Raw genomic sequence first — 21402 nt, forward strand, 5'->3', positions numbered from 1 at the left:
AATTATGCAGCATGGTCCTTTTAAAATTATATTTCTTGATACCATTTTCCAGCCGCTTTTATTTCACCCAAGTTTAATTGATGCCCCATGTTTTCCCAGTGAAGTACCACATCAGCGCCTGCCTTTTCTAATAGGGCATGAAGGTCTTCTGACTCCTGTGCCGGACAAATTGGATCGTTGGTACCTGCAGCAATGAATATATTTTTTCCTATAAGATCAGGTAAGTCAATGCCTTTCCTAGGAACCATTGGGTGGTGTAGGATCGCTCCTTTTAATGCATTCTGATAATGGAACAAGAGGCTTGCAGCAATATTTGCACCGTTGGAATAGCCAATTGCTATCACGTTATCACGGTCAAAACTATATTTTTCAGCCGCCTCATCTAGAAATTCATTTAATTCCTTCGTGCGGAAGATGAGGTCTTCTTCATCAAATACACCTTCAGCTAGTCTTCTGAAGTAACGTGGCATACCGTTTTCTAGCACATTTCCGCGCACACTGAGTACATTTGCATCTGCGTCTATTTGTTCTGCAAGCGGTAAAAGGTCCTGCTCTGTCCCACCTGTGCCGTGTAGTAATAATAATGTTGGTTTGCTTGCGTCATTGCCTTTTTGAAAAATATGTTTCATGAATTTTTTCCCCTTCCTTATTTTGGTCGTTCGATTGAAAATGTGTTACCGATTTTTGCGTAATCGGATCCGGCTAGGCGGCTAACAGCTCCTAAAGTATGATGGTTTATTTTTCCATTCTCATATATTTGTTCATCGATATGGTAGTGAACAACTTTTCCAATTAGGAGGTCTGTTACGGTTTCTCCATCATTGTCTAATGTGATTGCCTGCTCTAATGTACATTCAAAGCGTACTTTGGCTTCTTTCACTCCAGGAACAGAAATACTTTCGCTATCGACAAGCGATAGGTTTGTGCGTTTGATTTCACTTTCCTCAGGTGGAAGGGATGCGGCTGTAGCGTTAACCTCTTCCACATTTTGCTCGTCAACGATGTGGACAACAAACTCCTTATTTTCGATGATGTTTTGTGCCGTATCTTTAGGAACGCCGTTGTTCCGTTGGATCGCGATGGAAACCATTGGTGGATTGGAGGATACCACATTGAAATAACTAAAAGGTGCAGCGTTAATTGTCCCATCTTTAGTAACACTCGTTACAAATGCAATTGGCCTTGGTACAATACTACCAATTAACAGTTTATAGTTTTCTCGTTCCGTATTGATTGTTGGATCAAAGGATAGCATTTTTGTTTCACCTCATTTATTCATCTAATTCTCTTACTTCGATAGGATTCAGTACATTTTCCAGCTGTTCGCGGTGTTTTTCATATTGCTCAGGCAATTTCAGGCTTTTGCCCATTGTTTCCTTTGATTCATCATGCGCAAATCCTGGTGGGTCTGTGGCAATTTCAAATAGAATTTCTCCATGCTCTCTAAAATAAATGGCATTAAAATAATTTCTATCCTTAACTGGCGTTACGCCATAACCCTTACTACCAACATATTGCTGCCAGTCCAATTGGTCCTCATCATCTGTTGCGCGAAACGCGATGTGATGGACAGTGCCAACGCCCATTTGTCCGCGTCCACTAGGTGTTGCTTTCACATCAACAATATTTCCGACATCTCCATAGGATTTAAAGCGGATCAAACCATTCTCCTCACTGATCTTTTCAAATCCCATTACTTCTTTAAGCAAATGGGCTGTTTTAGCGGGCTGGGATGATAATAAAATAGCGCCGCCAAATCCTTTAATAGCAACATCTGGTGTCACATTGCCGAACTCCCATGTGTTTTGTTCGCCTGTTTCTCTTTCAACTATTTCCAATTGTAAGCCATGTGGATCGTTGAAAGATAAATAGGTTTCGCCAAAGCGGTCCGTTTTATTAAAATCAATATGGAATTGCTTTAGTCTTTTTTCCCAAAATGATATGGCACCAACTGGAACAACATAAGTTGTCACGCCCACTTGGCCATCTCCAATTTTCCCTTGATATGCATCTGCCCAAGGAAAGAAAGTAATAATTGTTCCGGGTTTACCTCCCTCATTTCCAAAATAAAGATGGTAGGTACCTGGATCATCAAAGTTTACTGTTTGTTTAACCATTCTTAAGCCTAAAACACCTGCGTAAAAATCAACGTTTTCCTGTGGATGACCAACGATTGCTGTAATATGGTGAATACCGGCTGTTTGTTTCATTTTGTTTTTCTCCTTTTAAATTGATTTTGTTGTACCAACTTTTTTCAGGATGTCAATAAGGAATTCCTTTTCTTGGGTATTTATATTTGCGAATATATTTTCAATTACCTTTTGATGCTTGGGGAAGATCTCATCCATCAGCTGTGTTCCCTGATCTGTGATTTGAATATAGATAACCCTGCGGTCATCTTTACAATTACTTCGTTCCAACAAGCCTTTTGCTTCTAGTTTATCTATGACATAAGTGATGGATCCAATATTAATCAGTACGGCATTGGAAATTTCCCTTACAGTTTGCTTCCCTTTGTGGTATAAGGCTTCTAAAACCGTGAATTCGGAAGTCTTCATATCATAGCTACTGATATCCTTTTTCACTTGGTCTTCTACTGTTTTGGATGCTTTCATTAAAACGACAAAAGCTTTCAGAGAAAAATTTTCATTCATTGGATCGCCTCCTTTATATTCTGAATTAAGTTATTCTGAATTAAGACTATTATATAACGCGCTAAGGAAGAAGTCAAATTTGGGGACAGTCCCCCACTACGCTAAAGTGCTAAAGCGGTGGGGGACAGTCCCCGTTTATTCTAGTTCTCTTTTCTTGGCTATGAGCCGTTGAAATTCTAGGTCCAGTTCTGGGGAGGGTTCGATACTAAGCTGGCTTAGAACTGCTGTTATTTTTGTTTCCAGTAAGCGCAAATCATCCTCTAATGGATCCTGGCTTTGGGGTTCGTATTGTTTGTACGCTTCATACGTCCCATTAAATACTTGTATTTTATTTTTTTCGACCGTGAAGATCCGATTCGCTATCCTTTCTATAAAACGGCGATCGTGGGAGACAAGCAGAATTGTTCCTTCATAGTCTCTGAGCAGTTCCTCTAAAGCCTCCAGTGCATCGATGTCGAGAAAGTTTGTTGGTTCATCCAAAAGCAATGTATTAATATCGCTGACAAATAGCTTGGCAAAGGCTACTTTCACACGTTCGCCACCACTTAACACAGCCACTTTTTTGTGCACATCATCCTGAAAGAAGCGCAATCGTGCTAGAACTGTTCGGATGAGCGTTTCATCCTGGTTGGACGAGCTGCTTACATTTTCCAAAATGGTTTGATTAACATCAAGCACATCTAGATTTTGGCTAAAATAACCGATTTTGACCGCAGGGGAGACAGTTACGCCGGTTGATTCATCCATGATCATCCTTAATAGTGTTGTCTTTCCGCTGCCGTTGTTTCCAGTGATTGCTATTTTATCTCCGCTTTTGACCTCGATATTCATTGTATGCCAAAGGAGGCGGTCACCCGCTAATCCTGTAACATCATTTAATCGAAGTATGATGCGTCCTCTTAATGTCTCTTCGTTTGGTAAGGTCATCCTGACTGGTGACGGTTCTTTTATTTTCTCCACGTTATCTAATTTTTCCAGGCGCGTTTCAATCGCCTTTGCTGCTTGACGAAGTTTCTTTTGCTTATTCGCATAATAAGGCTTTGCACCTTTTGCATTTGCTTCCGATGCACCAACATTTTTCGGCTCCTTCGTGGCGCGTTGCGCTTTTTTCTCTTTTAATTCCAATGCATGTTTCAGCTGACTTTTCTTTTTTTCATACTGTTCATACGCATTTTCCTGTTGTCTGTGTTCCAGTTCTTTTTGTGCAGCATAATCAGAATAGTTACCTTTATATTCCAGTAATTCACCTTCATCCAATTCCCATATTTTTGTACATAGTGAATCAAGAAAAGCACGGTCATGGGAAACAATCACAAAGGCGCCTTGCCATCTTTGTAGTTGCTTTTCCAGTTTTTCTATATTGGCTGTATCCAGGTTTGTCGTCGGTTCATCGGCAAGTAATATATCCGACTTTTTTGCAAGAGACTGATTGATATAGTCTTGGGTTACCTCGCCACCGCTTTTTGTTGTGTTTGTATTTTTTAACTGTGGCAGTAATTCACAAGTAGCATCAGAAACGATACTGCCTTCGTCTGCGGTACGCTTTCCCACTAGTAACTCCAATAATGTAGTTTTCCCGCTTCCATTTCGACCAACTAACCCGATTCGATCACCATCTTGTATATCCAAGTGCTTGATATCCATTAATAAGCGATCTTTGACATACACCTGTAACTGACTTGCTTCTAATAAAGTCATACACTCATCCCCATTTCATGTCATGTTGGAAAGAGACACAAAAATGCCTCCTATTCCTTTTCAGAATAGGAGGCTCAAAGGGTATAGCAAAAAGAGAGACTTCTCCCCCTTTAGCCAAGCCTGTAAAACCAATCCTATTCTGAAAAATATCCGATAAAAAGGCACGCGAAAAACAGCTTTAATCTGTTTTAAAATGCACTTTCTTCGATTGTTTTCAAAAAATAGGATTAGTACTTCATTCGCTTGGCTCACCCTTCCGCTTTTTAGTTAGTGCTATTATAAGGCTGATCAATTAGTCTGTCAATGAATCGTGGGTGCAGTGAACATTTTTAAATTAGGCATTACTCGTTTTCATCGTGTCCTTGATCCATACGATGACACTCGTCGCTGTTAAAAATAGGATTGAAAATATTAATAAAGTTACGCTAGGTGATAACAATGATGAACCACCAAATATGATGCTGTAGATTCCTTCACTATAATAGGAGCCTGGCAAATAATCACTTATCCATTTATAAAAACCTGGGAGTACGGTAATTGGAATAATGACACCACTGGATACTGCTTGTGTGAGCGTCAGGATTGCGTTGATTCCTTGTCCAGCTAGTCCAAAGAGATAAATAAACGTTTGTGCTAATAAAGTAAATGTCCAAAAAGTAAGACTTAAAAATAACCAAAATGAAGATAAAGACAACGTGATTTCAATATCAAATGCGCGAATGATGATCCAGGCGGCTATTGGAAAAATGATCGTAGCTACCACATTCAAGCATTGATGTTGCATAAAAGAGAACCAGCTATTATTTCTCCGTTGAAAAACGGGAGCGTGGATCATAACCATCAGCATCGCACTAATAAATGTTGATATAAACAGCGCTAAAGGAAGTACGGAACTAATCATCCCATCGACATCGTGAACTTTTTTAATCTTTCCATCCAATACATGCACATCCAGCTCCTCGAAAATAGTGCTAATCATCTCATTCAATTGTTCGTCGGAGTGCTTAGTGAGTTTGTTTGTAATCGTATCCTGTACATTTTGTTTTTTTACTTCATAAAGTTGATTGTTCATCGTTGTTGTAATTTGGTCTGCAACTTGATTCATGGAAGATTTTACAGTTGGTGGCACCGCTTGATTAATAACGAAGTCGATTTCAGGTGTAGATGATTGCATATCGCTAGTGAATGAAGCAGGTATGCTAATTAACATCTGATAAGTACCTGCATCCATTTCCTCTATTGCTTGATGTTTGTTCGATGCATCTACCGTCTTAAAAGGTAGATTTTCCTTTAGCTGTTTGGCAATTTGTGGGCCCATCTGATCATCTTCATTCACAACAGCAATCGAAAGTTCCTCAACATTGCTTTCCATACCTTTGATTGCTGGAATAAAAATAAAAAGAATCACAAGTTGCACAAAGATTGGTGCGATTATACCGATCCAGATTTTTTTGTTGTTAAATATGTGAGACATGATGTTTCCTCCCTTACCATATATATTTGCTTAAACAACACAATGTTGCTTATACTATTGAGTATAGAAGGCACCACGATCCGGCACAACCGATGATGAATGCTTATTTGTTGCATAGAAAACACCTTTAACGAAATTGTATGGTTAAGTAGAGGAAAAACAACAATAGAGGGGGAATTGTTTTTATGGAGAAACGATTAGATCCACGTATAAAAAGAACGCGTAGTCTTTTAAAAACGGCTTTGTTGAATTTAATTGATGAAAAGGGATTCGACGCGATTACCGTAAGAGATTTAACCGACCGTGCAGAAATCAATCGTGCTACATTTTATCAACATTATTTGGATAAATTTGATTTGCTGGATAAAAGTATAGAGAATGAACTTCAGGATCTTGTGACAACGGTGGCACCGCGGAATCGGGAGGAGTTTACTATCGCTGGGGGAGAGCCAAGTCCAATTCATATTCGACTGTTTGAATATATTTCAGAACATGCGTATTTTTTCCAAGTGATGATGGGGAAAAATGGTGTCCCCTCGTTTCAGCATCAAGTTGCAAGTCAGATTCAAGATTTTATGAGTGAAGTGCTAGATCATATGCATCCGGATTTTAAAGATGCACACGTGCCGAAAGATTTTTTTACTCATTATGTAGCTGCTGCAATGATTGGTCTGGGCATGTATTGGCTAGAAAGCGGTATGAAATATTCACCCAGATACATGGCAGAAAAGGCATCTTATTTAACCATTTGGGGTCCAGTGAATGCAATTGGACTTCGTTGAATTTATCGCAGGTTAGTGGGTTGGGTAGTAAAACCCTCATCTCAAAATATAGGGACATCGAAAAAATTAGGTGGGGGAATAACTGTATCGAAAAGACATGGCTTTTTAAGGCGCAAAAGTCGCACACAGGCTGTTGTTTTTGCTATGTGCAAAGGTATGGTAAAATAAAAAGACAAGCTTCTGAATACAATAAATGTAGACGACATGGAATAAACTAAATGAAATGAAGAGAGGATGAAAACGATGATTACAATGATAGTTGTGATTGTTATTATTGCCGTACTTATCATCGCGGTTATTGGCGGATATAATGGATTGGTCAAGTTCCGCAACTGGGTAGAAGAATCATGGAGTCAAATTAATGTTCAATTAGAACGGCGTCACGATTTAATCCCAAATCTGGTGAACACGGTGAAAGGCTATGCGAAGCACGAGAGTGAAACACTTGAGAAAGTCGTGGAGATGCGTAGTCAGTTGGTTAACGGTTCGCCACAAGAACGGATAGAAGCCGATAATCAAATTCAAGGTGCTTTAAAGTCAATTTTTGCACTAAAAGAATCATATCCGGATTTAAAGGCAAATCAGAACTTTTTAAAGCTGCAAGAGGAACTGACCACAACTGAAAACAAGTTGGCCTATGCACGGCAGTTATATAATAAAACGGTTGCGGAATACAATATTAAACGGGAGTCCTTTCCAACCAATATCATAGCTGGTATGTTTAATTTTCATAAAGAAGATCAGCTCACCATTCCCGAAGAGGTTCGTGAAGTTCCAAATGTAGAGTTTTAATGGGGGACGCTTATGCTTTATCAACAAATCTTACAAAATAAACGTAAAACGGTTTTATTAGTCACTATATTTAGTGTGATTGTTTTGGTTATAGGGTGGGCAATTGGTTATTTATTCAATGGTGCACCCATATCGGGAATTATTATTACGCTTATTATACTAGCATTTTATGTTCCAATTACCTATATGACTGCGAATTCTCAGGTCCTTCGTATGGCTGGTGCCAAACAGATAAAGCCGGAAGATTACCCTGAGCTCTATAATGTGGTCGAAGAGCTATCCATAGCTGCGCGAATCCCCATGCCGGATGTTTATGTCGTGAATGATCCTGCACCGAATGCTTTTGCGACAGGAATAAAGCCAGAAAAAGGTTCAGTAGCATTTACAACCGGACTCTTGGAAAAATTAAATCGTGAGGAATTATCAGGTGTGGCAGCGCATGAAATCTCTCATATACGTAATTATGATATTCGATTGATGACGATTTGTATTGCGCTGGTTGGCGTTATTGTCCTTATCGCCCAGTTTGGCTCACGCATGTTGTTTTTTGGCGGAGGCAGGAGAGGTGGTGGGGACCGAAAATCAAATCCGATTCTCATGATCGTTGCATTGATTTTTATTATTTTAGCCCCGATTGCGGGTCAATTTGTACAATTGGCTGTTTCGAGAAATCGTGAATATTTAGCGGATGCTTCAGCAGTTGATTTGACGCGTAACCCTACTGGCTTGATCAATGCATTAACGAAAATCAGCCAGGATCCAAAGGATGTTAAAAACGCGCAAAGTGCTACCGCGTCCATGTATATCGCAGTCCCATTGGGTAGGAAAAGGCGTAAAAAGAAAAGCAGTCTGTGGGCAACACACCCTTCAATGGAGAGCCGCATTGAACGATTGGAAAATATGTAATGACGGACGTCTCATTTCAATATAAAAAAGCAGCTTTGTCAGGCATTTTGTCTATCCAAACAAAGCTGCTTTTTTATTGATGCTGTTTTTGCTGCTTTGATTGTATTTCTTTGCTTTTCATTTAGCTTCTCTAAGAAGATTAAGTAAACTTGAATTCACCAAATAGCCCACCCAGACATAAACTGTGTAACCATAAGCATTTAATAGGAGGTTACACAAATGTATTATTATCAGCCCTACCCTATGTATTATCCAATACGCCAATCGGTGATGAGGGCATATGCAGAGATAAGGGGTAGTAAATTAGCACCTGATCTAAAAGGCTACATGACGGTAATGGATATACCGAATGGTGCTGAAGTAACCGTGGAAGTATCGGGATTGCCACATTATAAACCAGCACAAGGGGGACAGTCCCCAATTGGACCGCATGGTTTTCATATTCATGAAAAGGGCGATTGTTCTGGAAGTAATTCATCTGATCCTTTCCCGAACACTGGGGAACACTGGAATCCAACCAATCAGCCGCATGGTAATCATGCTGGAGACTTCCCGGTGTTATTTTCGAATGATGGCTATACAAGAATGTCCTTTTTCACAAATAAATTTACTGCGAAGGATGTTGTCGGCAAGTCAATTATCATTCATGAAAATCCGGATGATTATCGTACACAACCGTCCGGGAATTCGGGCAAGAAAATTGGCTGTGGGGTGATAAAGGCGTATTAACCGGTTTTAAAGGTAGAAGTATTGTCTTCCGAGCTAGTACTATGTTATAGTTAATTAACTAATAATGAAATGGAGGTTTTCCTTGTGGCATCGATCAGACTACGTTTCCAAGCTTTGAACCAGTAACTGAATACGGTCAAAGGCTCTGCTTGTGTGCAGAGTTAACGGGATGAGTCTGCCCTTTTCAGGAAACCTTTTTATATACGTGATTGAAAACAGAGGGGGAGGAGTATATCCACCTCTGTTTTTTATGGGAAAAATAATAAAAGACCAAAAGAGAGTGCTCATGAGGGGTTATTTGACGACCCTTTATAACTTTAATTTCGCACCATCTTCCGTTTACTCGAAAACACAGGCAGAGAACCTGTGTTTTTAAATTTGGAGGGAAAATAAAATGAAAAGAAAAAGCAATGTTGTTATTGTTGGTGTTAACGTAAATAAGGAACATGAGGATTTTAAATACGCGATGCAGGAATTAGGTAATTTAGCGGCTGCTTGTCATTTGGATGTTGTCGGTGAATTGACACAAAATCTAAATCAAGTGAATCGGGCACATTATATTGGTACAGGAAAAATGCAGGAACTAAGAGATATGATCCAAGCCAACCAAGCGATTGCAGTGATCTTTGATGACGAGCTATCCCCTTCACAAATCAGAAATTTGGAAAAAACGCTTGATTGTGAAGTGCTCGATCGTACGATGCTCATCTTAGAGATTTTTGCTAGACGGGCTAAAACAAGAGAATCCAAGCTACAGGTCGACATAGCAAGGTTGAAGTACATGTTGCCACGGCTGGTCGGAATGCGTGAATCACTAGGGCGTCAAGGTGGCGGATCCGGGCTGAAGAACAGGGGAGCAGGTGAAACAAAGCTCGAACTGGACCGGAGAAAGATTGAAGAGAAGATTGCACAATTGAATAAGGAACTGGAAAACCTGGTCGCTCAACGACAAACACAGCGGAAAAGGCGCAACCAGAATGGTCTGCCGATTGTGTCTCTGGTTGGTTACACCAATGCCGGGAAGTCAACGATTATGAATACAATGTTAGACTTGGTGGATCAGGGAAATGAGAAGGCCGTATTTGAAAAAGATATGTTGTTTGCCACATTAGAGACTTCCGTAAGAAAGGTCACGACAAATACGAATAGAACCTTTTTGCTAACGGACACGGTTGGATTTATTAATAAGCTTCCACATCATCTTGTTAAAGCTTTTCGTTCCACACTGGAAGAGGTGGTGGAAGCAGACCTGCTGATTCATGTGGTGGATTATTCCAATCCACATTATGAGGAACAAATAACGCTGACAAATAAAGTATTGGCGGAAATTGGTGTAGTGGATATTCCTGTTATTTATGCTTATAACAAAACAGATTTAGTGGAAGCGATAGAAGAAGATGACAATCAGCAGCATATCTATATATCTGCTAGAAATAGAATGGGGATGGACGCACTAACAGAGGCTATCCATGAGCAAGTCTTTAATGATTATGTGCGTTGTGAATTACTCATTCCTTATACGGAGGGACAAATTGTCTCCTATTTTAGTGAAAATGCACATGTTTTAGATGAGGTACACGAGGAAAATGGTACGAAATTAGAAGTGGAATGTCGTAGAGCAGATGCGGAGAAATATGCACAATATAGGATTGGCAGGACAACCTATGACATTTAGCAATGAGTAAGTCGTAGATGTGACAAACAAACATGGTTTGAAAATCGATGCTGAATCATTGGTGTATAATCAATCTGATCTTGGTTTCCAGATGGCAAAATAAATAGAGAAACACCCATAAAACAGATGACCCGTTTTATGGGTGTTTTTCATTTGCTTGATTCGTTATTACGTTTTCTTAAACCATACACCAATTCCGCATGCCATATCACAAACTTCCCCATTAAATCGCCGCTAATTGTCTCTCGGTCGGATATTCCGAATAAGATCAACAGGTCACTATTTCGATAGGATTATCTATTTCAGTATTTTTCCAAATCGATGCTTGTTTATGGTACTGCCTAAACTTTCCTTGATAGACTAATTGAAAGCCCCCTGCTGTTTGTAGGTCATGTGGGGTAATGAGCGATAGCGGCTTTTGAACATCAAGCCTATCACATTCCTTTAAAACAGATGCAACAAACTGCGAACAAAAGAAAGCATTTTTTCTATTCAGAGGTTTATTAAACAGGATGGCAAATAGCCCTAAAAAATTGTATCTGTAAAGATGCTTTTGTTCTTCGATATGTCGGATATAATCACGCATTGCTTGTAACTCAACATCTGATACGGTACAGGAATAGATGGCACAGGCTGCTTGTTTGAACAGCTCTGATTCTAGATCCTCATGCACAAATCCTCCGGAAAATGGGTTCTTGGCTGTCTTCCTGCCAAAGCTGTACGCCTTAAATAAACCCTCATCAAATGAAATAGATGCATGGTTGTATGACTTATTCGTATACAATTTTATCATTCTTGTAAACAAGGTACCGGTATCCGTCAGAAGTATATATACTTTTTTTTCACTCATTACTAATCGCTCCTGTAACTAATCGTTATACTTATACTATAATCCGGATTTGGATGGGGGGTAAGCGACTAGAGCAATATTTATCGATAGGACTTGAGACGTATAAGCTATGCGAAGGTCATCAATTTGGGGGTTAGTAAGTAAACTTATGAAGGATCATCTTAAAACATGGTATACTATAATTAGTTACATATAGGAGTAAAAAGCCTTTTGGGCATATTTTTAGCATCTCTTTTAGGAGGTGTTTTTTGAATTTAGGAGGATATGACAATGAAGAAAGTAGCAATTCAGGATACAAAGACAGTGCAAACAAGGTTGGTGCTACCGCCAGATACGAATCACTTAAACACCATTTTCGGGGGTAAGGTGCTTACATACATTGATGAAATTGGCGCATTAACAGCAATGAAGCATGCAAAAAGTGCTGTCGTTACCGCATCAATTGATTCGGTTGATTTTCTAAATTCCGCAAAAGCGGGCGATTCTTTAACACTCGAAGCATTTGTGACATATACAGGAACAAGTTCAATGGAAATATTTGTAAAAGTTATCGCCCACGATCTCATAAAAGATGAGGAAAAACTGACAACAGAGTCCTTTTTGACAATGGTAGCAGTTAATGAGCAGGGGAAACCAATTCCTGTTCCTCAAGTATATCCAGTTAGTGAAGAAGAAACAATTTTACATACAACAGCACCATCCCGAAGAGAGAACAGGGAGCGGCGTTCGCTGATTCGAAAATGATTGTGTAAATTAGAATTCCCCAACTTAATTTAAGTTGGGGATTTAAATTATTGTTGTGTCAGCGTGTAATAATTCTGTGATTGGTAAGAACGGAAACCGCAACCCTAATATAGCTTTAATGCATGTGCGTTATGGGTTTCTACTTTGCTATTGCTGTTATAATATATTACAATTTTTTTATTTTTTAACTATTAAACTTCCAACTTACGAAAGTCATGCGGTTAAAAATCATGTGACAATTGTTGGCATAGGCTTCTTAGTTTTTTATAGTACTTCTTACCTTAATGGCTATTTTTAAAATTCTGATGCTTTCTTTTAGCATGTGATATACTGTTAGACAATATCCGATATAAATTATGAGCTGTGAAGTTTCTTTTGAGCAAGCTATTGAATTTACAATGTTATTATGGTGAAATCATAGAGTCTGAATAAGTACCAAGTGACCCTCAGATTTCATAAAGGGGACTCAAACTATGTATCGTATTCTAGTTGTGGATGATGAGAAAGATGAGAGAAAAGTCATCCGTTTTCTATTAAAAAAATTTGGATTTGAATTAGAAATAGTGGAAGCGGCTAATGGTAAAGAGGCTTTTGAAGCCTTAGTGAGAAACCCTTTCGATATTTTGCTTACCGATGTGAAAATGCCTTTTGTAGATGGTATGGAATTAGCAATGCAAGTAAGAAAACGCTATGCTGATATGGAAATTATTTTTTTTAGTGGTTATGATGATTTTAGTTTTGTCAAGAAGGCGCTGACATTAAGGGCGGATAATTATATATTAAAACCTGTTAAACCAGAAGAATTTAAACAAACGATGACAGAAGTAATGGAGAATATTAGAAAACATAAGGAGGAACAAGAAAAAAGAGAGGTAAATCAACTATTTATAAAAAAACATATTCTATATCGGTTATTAAATCAAACACCAATAGATGTATTACAAAATGAATACCCTTACTTAAGCTTTGATTTTTTGAACGATTATAACCGAATGATTCTTGTTCATTCTGATACTACTTTTTTGGATAGACTATTTGAAGAAGAAAATGAATGTTTTTATGAGCTAATAAGGAAAGCCACGTTAGATAGTAAATATGACGTAATAAATCTAAACCCTTTTCAAATTGCCCTGCTATTTAAAGATAACTCAAGGAGATTAATTACATATCAGCAAGCTGCTATGCAAATACAGCAAAAAATTCAAGAAACATATGGAATCAATTGTGTTCTCTCTGTAAGTGACCATATGAATAGTCCAGTTCAATTGGCTCAAACGTATAGTGAACTAGAAAGCTACTTAAACGATCGCTTTTTCTATTCAGATGTCTTTATCTATCCAATTGATACCCCGTTAAAAGACAGTAAAGAATATAAAGAAGACGAATGCTTATTAGAAAAAATAGAAAAATCACTTCAACAAGCTGATACGGTTGAATTAGAGAAAAAAATAACTATTATTATTCAAAAGTATGATAAAAGAACAAAAACTTCACAAGGTTATCTTCGCTTCTTGTTCGCTCGGTTGCTGCAGCTATTTTTTCAGGCAATGCCGGAATATAGTAAAGACAGCATGAATAGATACATTGAATTAATGTACTCTTATAAACATTTCTCTGATATCAAGCAAACTTTACTAGAAGTTCAAAGGAAAGTAATAAAGAGATTAGAAGAAGAAAAGAATTCACCGAAACATGTCATTGGCGTAGTGAAACAATATATTATAGAGAATATAGAAAAGGACTTAGGTTTGGACATGTTAGCGGAAGAAGTATATTTAACGCCGGGTTATTTAAGTGATAAATTCAAACAAGAGACTGGGTCGGGAATTAATAAATATATTAAACAGGTGAGGATGAATAAGGCGGAAGAATTACTTAGTAATACCAATATGAAAGTGAATAATATTAGTAAAACAATCGGTTATAAAAACGATTCCTACTTTATTAGGATTTTTAGAGAGCATTTCGGTGTTAGTCCTAAAAAGTATCGGGATATGAAAAGCGCATAGAGGTGAAGTGAATGAAATGAATTTTTTTAAACGATGGTTTATTAATTTGAAATTCCGAAAAAAGGTATTATTGATTTGTATTGTTGCAAGCTGTCTACCTATCATTACATTAGGAAGTATGTGGTATTATCAAATACAAGATTCATTAGTTGCTCGTGAAAATGAAAATCTATCTGAAGCATTAAACCAGTCTATTTTAAATATAGATTATAAACTCAACAATTATATTAATATTATTAATCAAATTGTATGGAATGATGAAATTAAAAGTGGATTAACAGCAGAGTATAACAATAATTTTGAAATGTATAAATTTTATAATGATACATTAACCCCTTTGCTGGTCACCCCTCCGACTTTACAGACAGACATTGATTCCATCACCGTCTATACTGACAATCAAATGAACCCATATGGTCAATTACTTAGACCGTTGACAGACATTAATCAAAATAGCTGGTTTGACAGCATCATGGACTCGAATCGGCCAACCCTGATAGTCTCATCGAGTGATGAAACATTTAAGCTTATTTATAAAATATTTGATGAAAGTAGAACGTTTAATAATATTGTTCAAATGGAAATAAATTATCAACAGTTTTTTGCTTCGATGCCTAGTTTATTCGAAGAGGATTATGGTGTAGTTATTTTTGATAGCGATAAGAAACCTGTTTATTCATATGAAACGTTTTCCGATATAAGTTTAGCAGGTCAATTTCCATCATCAGAGCTAGTTGAGGATAGAATTTCACTTGAAGCTGATTTTGTCCTTCAACAAGCTGAATTACCTTCTTATGGATGGACTGTTTATTTATATCGACCAACTGATATTATTTCTGCTGCTACGCTTCCGATGAGAATAACGGTTGTATTGGTTATCTTTTTAAGCATTTTAATTATGGCGTTATCTATTTACTTATTGGCAAAAGTAGTGGTTAAACCACTGGAAAAGCTATCAAAAAATATGGGAAAGATAGAAAAAGGAGATTTAACAGTCTCTGTCTTTAATAGTGGTACGGATGAAATTGGGAGCTTAATCAAACAATTTGGAAATATGGTCAATAAATTAAAAGATATGATAAACCAGGTATATAAGAGCAAAATTGCTCAACAAGAATATGAAATGAAAGCTTTACAAGCGCAAATTAATCCACATTTTTTATACAATAGCCTTTCGTTAATTAATAGTAAAGCTATTATGGAGGAACAAGAGGATATCAGCCAGATGGCTCAACATTTGTCCACTTTTTATCGGACCACTTTAAATAAAGGAAGAAGTATTGTAGCAGTGGAAAAAGAACTTGAAAATGTGATTTCTTATATAAACATTCAACAATTAATGCATTCAAATTCATTTGATGTATATTACGAGCTAGATAAATCAGCCTATCATTATACAATGCTAAATTTGCTCTTACAACCATTAGTAGAAAATGCAATTAATCATGGTATAGATCATAAAGAAAGTTCTGATCGTGGGAAATTGATTATCAGATTAAAAAGAGTAAAAAGCATATTGGAATTTTCTATAATTGATAATGGAGTTGGAATTGATCCAACAAAGTTACAGTCCATTCTAACTATCGAAACAGAAGGATATGGTGTTAGAAATGTTCATAATCGGGTGCAGCTGTATTATGGTCCTTCATACGGCTTGACATATGAAAGTGAGATGGATCACTATACGAAGGTAACTTTGATTATACCAATTGTTCATGGAGAGGCATAATAGGCTCGCCATGTAAGTGAATAGGAGAAAAACTCCACAAAATAATTGTGGGGTTTTTTAATTCAAGAATTAAAATAATATGATATTCCGGAAAATGTTATATGAAAAGGGATTATTTGATATTTCCCATGAATCGGACATCAATTATAATGAAATTATACGAAATCAATGGCCATGATTTTGCTCTGAAAAGACAGAATAATAAGGAGGATTATATAAAATGAAAACGGATTCAATCAAAAGGATTAAATTGCTATTGGTCTTATTACTGCTTACTAGTGCACTAGCTGCATGTGTACAGAAATCTTCCAATGGAGGTGAAACAACTACAGAAGATGGTAAGATCATTGTAAATATTGGGCGTTCGGTTGGTTCAAATCCTAAATTACCTGAAGGGGATACCTTTGAAGATAACGCCTATACCCGCGCAGCGGAGGAAGAATTAGATATAGAGATTCGAAATGCTTTTGAGGCAGATGGGGAAGACTACAGCAGGCAAGTAGCTTTGGCTATTTCTTCGGGCGATTTACCAGATATGATGATAGTCGATCGAGAAGAGTTAAAAGATTTAGTCGATAATGACTTAATTGAAGATTTAAGCGATGTATTTGAAGAAAATGCGAGCGATTACATTAAGGAAACCTATGCCAGCTATGATAATCGTCCCTTAGAAGATGCTACCTTTGAGGACAATCTTATGGCTCTTCCCGGAACTGAGTCCCTGGCAGCACCGCAGATGGTCTGGATACGTGAGGACTGGTTAGAAGAATTAGATTTAACAATAGATGAGGAAGGAGATCGTCTCATTACTTTGGATGAATTAGAAGAGGTCGCCGAAGCCTTTATGGAAAATGATCCAGGTGATTCAGGTAATCCAGTTGGAATTCCATTTGATTCTTACCTGAATGGAGCAGATTATGGCGGAGTATTTACAATGAATTCGATTGCCGCTGTTTTTGATGGACAGCCAAAGAAATATTTAATAGAAGAAGATGGCAGTGTAACATATGGTTCGACATCAGAAGGTACAAAACAAGGACTTGAAGTAATGAATGAATGGTTTGATAAGGGGATTATTGACCCACAATTTGGAACAAGGTCATTTGATGATATTATGTCGTTGCTGACAAATGGTCAAACAGGTATTGCAACAGGACCTTGGCATATACCGGATTGGGGATTCTCAACGGTTAGAGAGATGGACAATGATGCAAGATTTGCTGCTTATGTATTAGCTGACGATGACGGTAACGTAAATGTATTTGAGCAGAATACAACTGGTCGTTTTATGGTTGTCAGAGAAGGATATGAGCATCCCGAAAAAGCAGTTCAAATGTTGAACTTATTCTACGATGTTATGCTAAACAAAGAGGAAGCGGATATGGAAAATAAGTTTCCTGAGGTGGCGGAATATTTAGAACAGGGGGTAGATGATTCGACTAAACCATTTAACATCGTACTTCTTCCTAATCAGAAATATTTGGATGACTATCAAGATATCCAAGCTGTTTTGAATGAAGAGATGACTGTTGGAGAAATTACTGACTCTCAAGTTAGGCAGAATATAAACGGAATTATAGAATATATGGAAACCCCTGAAGACGCTCTAACTAATGGCTGGTCCAATTATCATTCTCGTATTGTAGGGTGGAGCTTAATGAATAAGCTGACAGAGGAAGCTCGATTTAATTGGGTTGAAACAGCCTATGTTAATAACACACCAACTATGGAACAGAAAGGAGCTAACCTAATAAAGTTAGAAGAAGAAGATTTTATTAAGATAGTAACAGGGGTAGAACCGATTGATTATTTTGATACATTTGTTGACAAATGGAAAAATCAAGGCGGTAAGGAAATGTTGGATGAAATAGAAGAAGAACTGGCTGAACAAGAATAGATAGTGAAGAGGGGCTGGTCAGCAGTCCCTTTGTTAAAGGGGGGAATGGAGCTTGGCGGTAAATAATCAAATTGCACCTACACGTGATCGTAAGAAAGATGTAAAAAAGGCGAAATTAACCTATCACGCTATGCTAGCGCCAGGAATGATATTTTTACTTGTTTTTAGTTTTGCGCCAATGTTTGGGATCATCATGGCTTTTCAGGATTTTGTGCCGGCAAAAGGTTTCTTTGGCTCGGAATTTGTAGGCCTGGAACATTTTAAATATATGTTCAATCTTCCTGATATTGGAAAAGTGTTTCGAAATACAATTGTGATTGCATTAGGAAAAATTATTTTTGGCTCTTTGCTTGCAATTGCATTTGCGATTTTATTAAATGAAATTCGTTTGAAATTGGTTAAAAAATCAGTACAGACAATTGTTTACTTACCTCACTTCTTATCATGGGTAGTTTTGGCAACGGTTGTTGTCAATTTATTTAGTCTGGATGGAACGGTTAATCAAATTTTGAATTCATTCGGTCTGGATAGAATAAATTTTCTTGGAAGTAATACATGGTTTCAGCCTTTATTAATTGGGTCGGATGTTTGGAAAGAGTTTGGCTTTAACTCAGTGATTTATTTAGCGGCTATTGCTTCTGTGGACCCGGGTCTGCATGAAGCTGCCAGTATGGATGGAGCCAATTGGTCGAAGCGTGTTTGGCATATCACCTTACCGGGGATGTTACCGATTATCCTGCTCTTGGCAATTTTAAGTCTGCCAAATGTATTAGAAGGCGGCTTTGATCAGGTATATAATCTCTATTCTCCGATTGTTTATGAAACTGGAGATACGATTGATACTTATGTATACAGAGAAGGTTTGGTTGGACGTGATTACAGTTTTGGAGCAGCTGTAGGTTTGTTTAGATCAGTAATCGGTTTGATTCTAATACTGTCAGCTAATAACGCAGCCAAAAAATTCACAGAAAGAAAATTATTCTAAGGGGGAGTATAGATGATACAAGGAAATAGCCTCTCCACAAAAATTGGTAAATTTATCATTTATTTTATTGTTATTTCTTTGGGGTTAATATGTCTATTACCCCTGTGGAATATCGTTGCCATATCCTTCAGTAGTGGGTCAGCAGTGGCGGCTAACATAGTCGGGCTTACGCCAATCAATTTCTCGACAAAGGCTTATGAAATGATTATGGAGGATGCACAGTTCTGGAGATCATTCTTTATATCTGTACAACGTGTAGTGCTTGCTTTAGCGCTTAATCTGATACTGATTGTGTTAATGGCTTATCCATTATCCAAAACAAAGCGTGAATTTAAGAGTAGAAATATTTATATGAATATCATTATTTTCGCCATGTTATTTAGTGGCGGACTAATTCCAACATATATTGTAATCAAGAATCTGAATTTATTAGATACAATTTGGGTTTTAGTCTTACCAGGAGCGGTACCAATTTTTAGTGTGATTTTAATCATGAATTTTTTCGTTGGTGTGCCGAAATCTCTGGAAGAAGCAGCTATTATTGATGGTGCCAGTCCGCTGCAAATATTATTTAAAGTCTATATTCCGGTTTCCTTACCGGCTCTGGCAACAGTGGCATTGTTTAGTATTGTAGGTAACTGGAATGACTTTATGACGGGGCTGATTTATATGAGCCAAATAAGTAATTATCCTATTATGACCTATATTCAGTCTCTTACAATTGATATCGCTGAGTTAGTGAAATCTGGTACAAGTAGCGAGGCACTGCAGAATATTGCAGAAGTACAGAATCGTAATCTTAATGCTGCAAAAATAGTAGTTTCGACTATTCCTTTATTATTGATTTATCCTTTTCTTCAAAAATACTTTGTAACGGGTATTGTTGTAGGATCTGTTAAAGAATAGTGTCAACTGGGGAGGAATAAAACATGGGTAGTATCTTAAGGATAGATGGTCCTATATATCATTTTTTGTCTAGAGTAGTAGAGTTAATTTTACTAAATATATTGTTTATCCTTTGCAGTTTGCCAATTATAACAATTGGGGCTTCTGTTACTGCCATGTTTTCAATCACGTTGAAAATGGTTAGGGGTGAAGAAGGTGGACTAATTAGCGGATTTTGGCAGGCGTTCAAAAATAATTTCAAACAAAGTACGCTTGTCTGGGTATTTTTATCTTTATCCGGTATGATTTTAGCATTAAATTATTTCTTTTTACAATTTTATACGGGAAACTTTACGACGATAATTTTAATTAGTTTAGTAATGTTCACGGTGATTTTTTGCATGTACCTTGTATTGATTTTTCCATATATTGCACGTTATAAGTGTACTATAAAGCAAGCTTGCGTAAATGTATTGAAAATAAGTATAGCTAATCCTTATCTAATGTTACTAATTATAGTTATTACACTAGGCTCAACTATTTTAATGTTTTTTTCACCGCACGTGTTCGTAATAAAATTATACCTGGATATTTTTATCGGTTTTTCGTTAATTACTTATATTAGCTCATTTATGATTAGAAGTATGTTCGAAAAGTATGAGGAATAAAATGAAAGAGCACTTTATAGCCTAATGTTACCAGCAAACAAGTAAATAAAATGAAGAAAGTATGCAGTGGAGAGTTAAATTTTTAATTATACTATGAATTAGATTATTTATGAATAAAAAGGATAGCATTTTTTTAATCTCTTTTTCCTGTTAAAAATTTCACTCCAGACATTGCGTAAATAGGATAACTAAGGAGGGACAGATATGAATATAGTTGTATGGAATGAAAATCGACACGAAAAAACAAGTGAAGTCGTTGCTTCCATTTATCCGGAAGGAATTCATGGAGCAATCGCAAGCTTTTTAAAAGGAGGAGGCCATGATGTAACAACAGCTACTTTGGATGAACCGGAACATGGTCTAACCGAAGAATTATTAGAGAAAACAGATGTCTTAATTTGGTGGGGACATATGGCGCATGGGGAAGTACAGGATGATATTGTTGAGAGAGTCAAGCAACGTGTTTTAGGTGGCATGGGATTAATCGTACTTCACTCCGGGCATTTCTCAAAAATTTTTAAATCTCTCATGGGAACTGGCTGTGATTTGAAATGGCGCGAATCGGATGATACAGAACGTGTATGGAATGTAGATCCATCTCATCCAATTGCCAGCGGAATCGGCGAGTATTTTGAAATTGAAAAAGAAGAAATGTATGGAGAACATTTTGATATTCCAGCACCAGATGAATTAATTTTTGTGAGCTGGTTTACTGGCGGGGAAGTCTTCCGAAGCGGAGCGACTTTTAAACGCGGGAGAGGAAAGATATTCTATTTCCGTCCTGGTCATGAAACGTATCCGACGTATCATCAAGCGGAGGTTCAGCAAGTAATTAAAAATGCTGTGGAATGGGCTGGAAATCAAGATACGCCAAAGCATACGTATGGTAATGTCCAGCCAATTGAAAATAATACATGATAGAGAG

The 21402-nt window shown here is 37.3% G+C and carries 20 protein-coding genes; 13 read left to right on the forward strand and 7 right to left on the reverse strand.

Annotated features, from left to right (window positions below):
- Positions 1-26 precede the first annotated feature (26 nt).
- From JOC34_RS09605 to JOC34_RS09630, 6 genes are all read right to left on the reverse strand, one after another.
- Positions 27-629: an alpha/beta hydrolase gene (locus JOC34_RS09605; RefSeq protein WP_205136540.1), complete on the reverse strand. Its 603-nt coding sequence runs from the start codon at positions 627-629 to the stop codon at positions 27-29.
- A gap of 17 nt (positions 630-646) precedes the next feature.
- Entirely contained in the window at positions 647-1255 is a 609-nt protein-coding gene (locus JOC34_RS09610) for a flavin reductase family protein (protein WP_205136541.1), read from the reverse strand.
- 16 nt (positions 1256-1271) lie between these two features.
- Positions 1272-2210, reverse strand: a complete 939-nt coding sequence (locus JOC34_RS09615) for a ring-cleaving dioxygenase (RefSeq protein ID WP_205136542.1) — start codon at positions 2208-2210, stop codon at positions 1272-1274.
- A gap of 15 nt (positions 2211-2225) precedes the next feature.
- Positions 2226-2654: a MarR family winged helix-turn-helix transcriptional regulator gene (locus JOC34_RS09620; protein WP_205136543.1), complete on the reverse strand. Its 429-nt coding sequence runs from the start codon at positions 2652-2654 to the stop codon at positions 2226-2228.
- A gap of 135 nt (positions 2655-2789) precedes the next feature.
- Positions 2790-4352, reverse strand: a complete 1563-nt coding sequence (locus JOC34_RS09625) for a Vga family ABC-F type ribosomal protection protein (protein ID WP_205136544.1) — start codon at positions 4350-4352, stop codon at positions 2790-2792.
- Between the two features lie 334 nt (positions 4353-4686).
- The gene (locus JOC34_RS09630) at positions 4687-5826 is read right to left on the reverse strand and encodes a YhgE/Pip domain-containing protein (protein WP_205136545.1); all 1140 of its coding nucleotides are present in this window, start codon (positions 5824-5826) and stop codon (positions 4687-4689) included.
- 185 nt (positions 5827-6011) lie between these two features.
- On the opposite strand from JOC34_RS09630, the gene JOC34_RS09635 reads away from it, so the two are divergent.
- The 5 genes from JOC34_RS09635 (at position 6012) to hflX (ending at position 10710) form a co-directional block, all read left to right on the forward strand.
- Positions 6012-6608 (forward strand): TetR/AcrR family transcriptional regulator, encoded by a 597-nt coding sequence (locus JOC34_RS09635; protein ID WP_205136546.1) that lies wholly within the window; start codon positions 6012-6014, stop codon positions 6606-6608.
- Positions 6609-6851: 243 nt separating this feature from the next.
- A complete protein-coding gene (locus tag JOC34_RS09640) occupies positions 6852-7400 on the forward strand; it encodes a LemA family protein (protein WP_205136547.1) in 549 nt (182 codons plus the stop codon).
- A 12-nt stretch (positions 7401-7412) separates the two neighbouring features.
- A complete protein-coding gene (gene htpX, locus JOC34_RS09645) occupies positions 7413-8306 on the forward strand; it encodes a zinc metalloprotease HtpX (protein WP_205136548.1) in 894 nt (297 codons plus the stop codon).
- 219 nt (positions 8307-8525) lie between these two features.
- Positions 8526-9035, forward strand: a complete 510-nt coding sequence (locus JOC34_RS09650) for a superoxide dismutase family protein (protein WP_205136549.1) — start codon at positions 8526-8528, stop codon at positions 9033-9035.
- 394 nt (positions 9036-9429) lie between these two features.
- The gene (gene hflX / locus JOC34_RS09655) at positions 9430-10710 is read left to right on the forward strand and encodes a GTPase HflX (protein ID WP_205136550.1); all 1281 of its coding nucleotides are present in this window, start codon (positions 9430-9432) and stop codon (positions 10708-10710) included.
- Positions 10711-10978: 268 nt separating this feature from the next.
- Here hflX and JOC34_RS09660 read toward each other — a convergent pair whose 3' ends face one another.
- The gene (locus JOC34_RS09660; protein ID WP_205136551.1) at positions 10979-11560 is read right to left on the reverse strand and encodes a hypothetical protein; all 582 of its coding nucleotides are present in this window, start codon (positions 11558-11560) and stop codon (positions 10979-10981) included.
- Between the two features lie 264 nt (positions 11561-11824).
- Between JOC34_RS09660 and JOC34_RS09665 the strand changes: the two genes are divergently transcribed.
- From JOC34_RS09665 to JOC34_RS09700, 8 genes are all read left to right on the forward strand, one after another.
- Positions 11825-12304: an acyl-CoA thioesterase gene (locus tag JOC34_RS09665; RefSeq protein WP_420856125.1), complete on the forward strand. Its 480-nt coding sequence runs from the start codon at positions 11825-11827 to the stop codon at positions 12302-12304.
- Positions 12305-12777: 473 nt separating this feature from the next.
- The gene (locus JOC34_RS09670; RefSeq protein WP_205136553.1) at positions 12778-14313 is read left to right on the forward strand and encodes a response regulator; all 1536 of its coding nucleotides are present in this window, start codon (positions 12778-12780) and stop codon (positions 14311-14313) included.
- Positions 14314-14329: 16 nt separating this feature from the next.
- Entirely contained in the window at positions 14330-16042 is a 1713-nt protein-coding gene (locus JOC34_RS09675) for a sensor histidine kinase (RefSeq protein ID WP_205136554.1), read from the forward strand.
- 220 nt (positions 16043-16262) lie between these two features.
- Complete coding sequence (locus JOC34_RS09680) at positions 16263-17939, forward strand: extracellular solute-binding protein (protein ID WP_205136555.1); 1677 nt, start codon at positions 16263-16265, stop codon at positions 17937-17939.
- A 130-nt stretch (positions 17940-18069) separates the two neighbouring features.
- Entirely contained in the window at positions 18070-18924 is an 855-nt protein-coding gene (locus tag JOC34_RS09685; protein WP_205136829.1) for an ABC transporter permease, read from the forward strand.
- Between the two features lie 12 nt (positions 18925-18936).
- Positions 18937-19830, forward strand: coding sequence for a carbohydrate ABC transporter permease (locus JOC34_RS09690; RefSeq protein WP_205136556.1), 894 nt, complete (start codon positions 18937-18939; stop codon positions 19828-19830).
- Positions 19831-19853: 23 nt separating this feature from the next.
- Positions 19854-20477 carry a YesL family protein gene (locus tag JOC34_RS09695; protein ID WP_205136557.1) on the forward strand — a complete coding sequence of 208 codons (624 nt, stop codon included), beginning with the start codon at positions 19854-19856 and terminating at the stop codon, positions 20475-20477.
- A 204-nt stretch (positions 20478-20681) separates the two neighbouring features.
- Positions 20682-21395, forward strand: coding sequence for a ThuA domain-containing protein (locus JOC34_RS09700; protein WP_205136558.1), 714 nt, complete (start codon positions 20682-20684; stop codon positions 21393-21395).
- Positions 21396-21402 lie beyond the last annotated feature (7 nt).

The organism is Virgibacillus halotolerans (genome assembly GCF_016908515.1).
Lineage (GTDB): Bacteria > Bacillota > Bacilli > Bacillales > Amphibacillaceae > Virgibacillus_M > Virgibacillus_M halotolerans.